Below are 4,698 nucleotides of genomic sequence, written 5' to 3'. Positions count from 1 at the left end.
AGCATCTCAGCAACGTGACGCCGGGAATCCTCACCATGCGGTGTTTGCTGGCTTCTTCGCGACGCGAGGAGTTCAATCCGCTGTTCTCATCGTCGCTTTCACCACACAACAGCGCTGGTACGTGAGTTCATCACTACTATTGAAAGTGCTAGTCAGCTGGGTTAGCGTGTTACTCCTGAGCTTACTGAGCTGCGGAATCGCGGAACGGGCTGGGCGGCAACTCGAAACAGGGCTGGCTCCCGGTCGCCCGATCCCCCTCTGTTCGAAAAATCACCGAATTCGTTGTGGGAGAGCGCCGATGGAACTCATTGCCGGTAGCGGATGACCGTTGATATAAAGTTTGCTCGCGACGATGCAGACCGTGCCGCGATGCTCCCCCGAAACGAACTCGTTTCGTCCGACGACCACCACCCGGGGGGTGGCAGCGCCGCACCGGACGGCATCAACGCCATCCGTGACTGGACCATCGGGTACGTCAAACGTCACCCGGTCGCCTCACTGACCACGGTCGGCGAGCAGTTCGTTCTCGGCGTGCGCACGATCCAGTATTTCTTCGCCGACCTGTTCACCGGGCGCTTCCAGGGACGTGAGTTCGTCCGGCAGGGCGCGTTCATGGCCGGTACGGCGGTGCTTCCGACGGTTCTGGTGGCCCTGCCGATCAGCGTCACGCTGTCCGTGCAATTCGCGTTGCTGGCCGGCCAGGTCGGGGCCACCTCACTTGCCGGCGCGGCAAGCGGCTTGGCGGTCATCCGTCAGGGCGCATCGATGGTCGCCGCGATCCTCATGGCGTCGGCAGTCGGGTCGGCCATCACCGCCGACCTGGGCTCGCGAACCATGCGCGAGGAGATCGATGCCATGGAGGTGATGGGGGTATCGGTCATACGCCGACTCGTCGTGCCACGCTTCGCCGCCGCGATCATGATCAGTGCGGCGCTCACCGGAGTCGTGTGCTTCGTCGGATTCTTCGCCAGCTACATGTTCAACGTGTACTTCCAGAACGGCGCACCGGGTAGCTTCGTGGCGACGTTCGCGTCTTTCGCGACACCCGGCGACATGATCCTGGCGCTGCTCAAGGCCGTCATCTTCGGTGTCATCGTCACCGTCGTTTCAGGCCAGAAGGGACTGTCCACCAAAGGCGGTCCTACGGGGGTGGCAAACTCGGTGAACGCCGCGGTGGTCGAGGCGATTCTCTTACTGATGATCGTCAACGTCGCCATCAGCCAGCTCTACGTCATGCTCTCCCCCCGGACGGGACTGTGACGTGTCGAACTCCGCGTACCTGCGATGGGAGCCCCTCGCCGAACCGGTGGTTCAGCTTTGCCGCAGGGGGACCAGGCCGGTCATCCGGCTCGGGCACATGCTGGTCTTCTTCGTTCGGGCGCTGGTCGCCGTACCCATCGCCGCGCGCCACTACCGCACCGAATTCCTCACACTGCTGTCGAACATCACGTGGGGCAACGGCTCGCTGGTGGTGGGTGGCGGCACCGCCGGTGTGGCCGTCGTCCTGGGGGTCACCGTCGGCGCGCTCGTCGGCATCGAGGGATACAACTTTCTCGAACTGCTCGGCCTCGGCCCCGCGACCGGCTTCGTCTCGTCGTTGGTCAACACCCGCGAGCTCGCACCGCTGATGGCCGCGATGGCGTTTGCGATCCAGGGCGGCTGCCGGTTCACCGCCCAGTTGGGATCCATGCGTATCGCCGAAGAGATCGACGCGATGGAATCGCTTGCCATCCGCCCGATCCCGTTTTTGGTGACGACCCGGCTGATGGCCTCGGCGGTCGCGATCGTGCCGTTGTACGCGGCGTGCCTGGCGCTCAGCTACCTGAGCACCGAACTGGTGGTGGGACTCAGCGGTGGCGGGTCGACGGGCTCCTACCTGCATTACTTCTCGATGATGCTGGCCGGCAAGGACATTGTCTATTCGTTGGTCAAGGCCGTCGTGTTCGTGTGGTTCGCGTCCACGATCCAGTGCTACTACGGGTTCTACGCGAACGGAGGCCCCGAGGGCGTGGGGGTGGCGGCCGGACACGGAATGCGTGCCAGCATCACCGTGATCATCATGGTGAACATGCTGCTCACCATGACTCTTTACGGCGTCGACTCCGGCGCGAGGTTCGGCGGGTAGGTGATCGCGGATGCCGAATTCCTTTGAGCAGGACGGGCGTGGCCCGTCAGACCGCCAGCTGCTCGGCTGCGGAGCGGCGGTCCTCGTCGTGGCGAGCCTGGTCACCGCGACGCTCCTGCTCAAGTCGACCGGCCGGCTCGACGAGCACGTGCGAGTCGTGGCCGATCTGGTCAACGTCGGCGACGGCTTGCCCGAAAAGTCCGACGTCAAGTATCACGGCGTGCTCGTGGGCAGCGTGAACAGCGTCGTCCCCGCCGCGTACGGAAAGCCGAACTACGTCCGCATCGACCTCAAACCCGACTACGCCACGTCGATCCCGGCCGCCGTGAGCGCCCGCGTGGTGCCCAGCAACATCTTCGCCGTGTCGTCGGTTCAGCTCGTGGGCAACGGCCCCGGCCCCACCATCCGGCCCGGCGCCCACATCCCCGAAGACACCCGCCTGCCGACGGTGCTGTTCCAAACCACCATCGGCAAGCTGCGCAATCTGCTCACCGCGAGTGGACGCGGCCGCGAAGACAGGTCCGTGGGCATCATGGCCGCACTCGCCGTGGCTACCGAACATCGCCGCGTGGCGCTGGTGGACGCCGGAAAAAAGCTGGATCACCTTATCGACCAAGTCAATTCGCTGGTCGGCACCGACACGGGCCCGTCGACGCTGTCCGCGCTCGTCGAGGCGACCCAAGGGCTCGAGTCCACGGCCCCGGATCTTTTCGACGCGCTGCACCGTGCCATCGAGCCGATGCGGACCTTCGCCGAGACACGCGGAAAGCTGGAGTCGATGCTCTCGGGAACCGATCACACCCTGGGCACCACGCACCGATCGCTCGACAACCACATCGACCAGCTGGTCCGCATCACCACCGATTTCACACCCGTGCTGGGCGTGCTGGCACTGAAGGCCGATGCCTTTCTTCCGGCCGCGGTCAAGATCGACAACCTGGCCAACAGGTTCATGGACGAAGTCTGGATGCCGGACCGCGAACTCGCCAACGGGCGAGTCAACATCTCGTTCACCCCCTCCTACTCCTACACGCGCGCCGACTGCCCGCATTACGGCGAGCTCAAGGGACCCAGCTGTTTCACCGCGCCGCTGGTCCCGGTCCGGCCGGACCTGCCGGAAGTGCTGCTGCCGCAGAACTATCAACCGCCCAAGGATCTGGCGCCGCCGCCGGGAACGGTCATCGGACCCGACGGCAACCTGGTCGCCGTCGGTCCGCCGCTGATCAGCCCGATTCCCAATCTGCAGGACCCCAATCCCCCACTGCCGGCGGGTGTGACACCCTCGCCGCCGGTCCCGGGGACCGCCAATCCCGACAACGCGCCGCGACCCGCAGCGCCGGGATCGGTTGCACCGTCGGCCTTCGGCGGCAACGTCGGCCCGGTGGGCAGCCAGGACGAACGAAACCTGTTGACCTCGATCACCGGCCGGCCCGCGACGGTGGCCACCGAGCTGCTGCTCGGTCCGATCGCGCGCGGCACCACGGTCTCGCCGGCCCCTGCGGCCGCGTCGGGGAGGACGGCGGGAAGGACAGCGGGGAGGACGAAGTGAAGTTCCGCGCGCCGCTCATCGGGCTGTCACTGTTCATGGTGGCCGCGATCACCGTCACCTGGCTGGTGTACGTCAGTCTGCGACGCGACGTGGGCGGAAAGACGGCGTCGTATTCGGCGGTCTTCACCGACGTGTACGGGCTTCGCGAAGGTGACGACGTCCGCATGGCGGGGGTACGGGTGGGCCGTGTCCACAAGATCGACCTCGACGGCACACTGGCGAAGGTCTCGTTCGTCGTGCAGGACAACCAGCCGCTGTTCGGTAACACCGTCGCCTCGGTGACCTACCAGAACATCGTCGGTCAGCGTTACCTCGGCCTGTCGTTGGGCACCGAAGGCAGTCCCGGCCGACTGGCACCCGGCAGCGTCATCCCGCCGGAACGCACGGAGCCCTCCTTCGACGTCACCGCGCTCCTCAACGGTTATGAGCCACTGTTCTCCCTGTTGAACCCGCGCGACGCCGACAATCTCACCAAGGCGCTGATCGAGTCACTGCAGGGCGACACCCCCTCACTTGCCGCGCTGGTCAGCCAGACCACAACGCTCACCGAGACATTCGCCGGACGGGACCAGGCGCTCGGCGATCTGATCGCCAATCTCAACTCGGTGGTCGGCACTGTCGCCCGGCAGAATGCCGACCTCGACAGCATCCTCACCGCGACCCGCGACACCGTGTCCACCCTCGACGGGCGGCGCCCGGAGTTGGTGGCGGCTATGGGTTCGCTGGCGCGGGTGACCGGCCGCCTGTCAACGTCCGCCAGGGATGTCTACCCGTCGTTCGCCGAACTCATGGAACGCAAGCCCGGTTTCGTCCGGCACCTGCTCAGCGTCGAGCCGCAGGTGGGTTTCTTCGCTGACAACATTCCGCTGGTTCTCAAGGGCCTCACCCGGATGGGTAACCAGGGCGCCTACGGCAACGGCTACGGATGCGACGTGAATCTGTTCGGATTCTTCCCCGGCCTCAACGACGTCGTGCCGATCATCGTCGACGCCGCCACGCCAGGGAACAAAGCGATGCACACCCC

General features: G+C 65.6%; 4 protein-coding genes. All 4 read left to right on the top strand.

The genetic code is table 11. The annotated features are described in order from the left end of the window. The first annotated feature begins 369 nt into the window (after window positions 1-369). Window positions 370-1,260: an MlaE family ABC transporter permease gene (locus AC2VOK_RS00480; protein ID WP_428898722.1), complete on the top strand. Its 891-nt coding sequence runs from the start codon at window positions 370-372 to the stop codon at window positions 1,258-1,260. A gap of 1 nt (window position 1,261) precedes the next feature. Further along, window positions 1,262-2,125 (top strand): ABC transporter permease, encoded by an 864-nt coding sequence (locus AC2VOK_RS00475; protein WP_428898721.1) that lies wholly within the window; start codon window positions 1,262-1,264, stop codon window positions 2,123-2,125. A 10-nt stretch (window positions 2,126-2,135) separates the two neighbouring features. Continuing rightward, window positions 2,136-3,674 carry an MlaD family protein gene (locus AC2VOK_RS00470; RefSeq protein ID WP_428898720.1) on the top strand — a complete coding sequence of 513 codons (1,539 nt, stop codon included), beginning with the start codon at window positions 2,136-2,138 and terminating at the stop codon, window positions 3,672-3,674. Further along, window positions 3,671-4,698: MCE family protein (locus AC2VOK_RS00465; RefSeq protein WP_428898719.1), on the top strand; the 1,028-nt coding region annotated here is incomplete at its 3' end. The genes AC2VOK_RS00470 and AC2VOK_RS00465, both read left to right, overlap by 4 nt.

It is taken from the genome of Mycobacterium sp. TH-M116 (assembly GCF_057473685.1).
This window is presented reverse-complemented; position numbering and strand designations above follow the sequence as displayed.

Excerpts from the sequence above, each read along its gene's own strand:
- AC2VOK_RS00480 (WP_428898722.1), top strand. The coding sequence starts at position 370 with ATGCTCCCCCGAAACGAACTCGTTTCGTCCGACGACCACCACCCGGGG.
- AC2VOK_RS00470 (WP_428898720.1), top strand. The coding sequence starts at position 2,136 with ATGCCGAATTCCTTTGAGCAGGACGGGCGTGGCCCGTCAGACCGCCAG.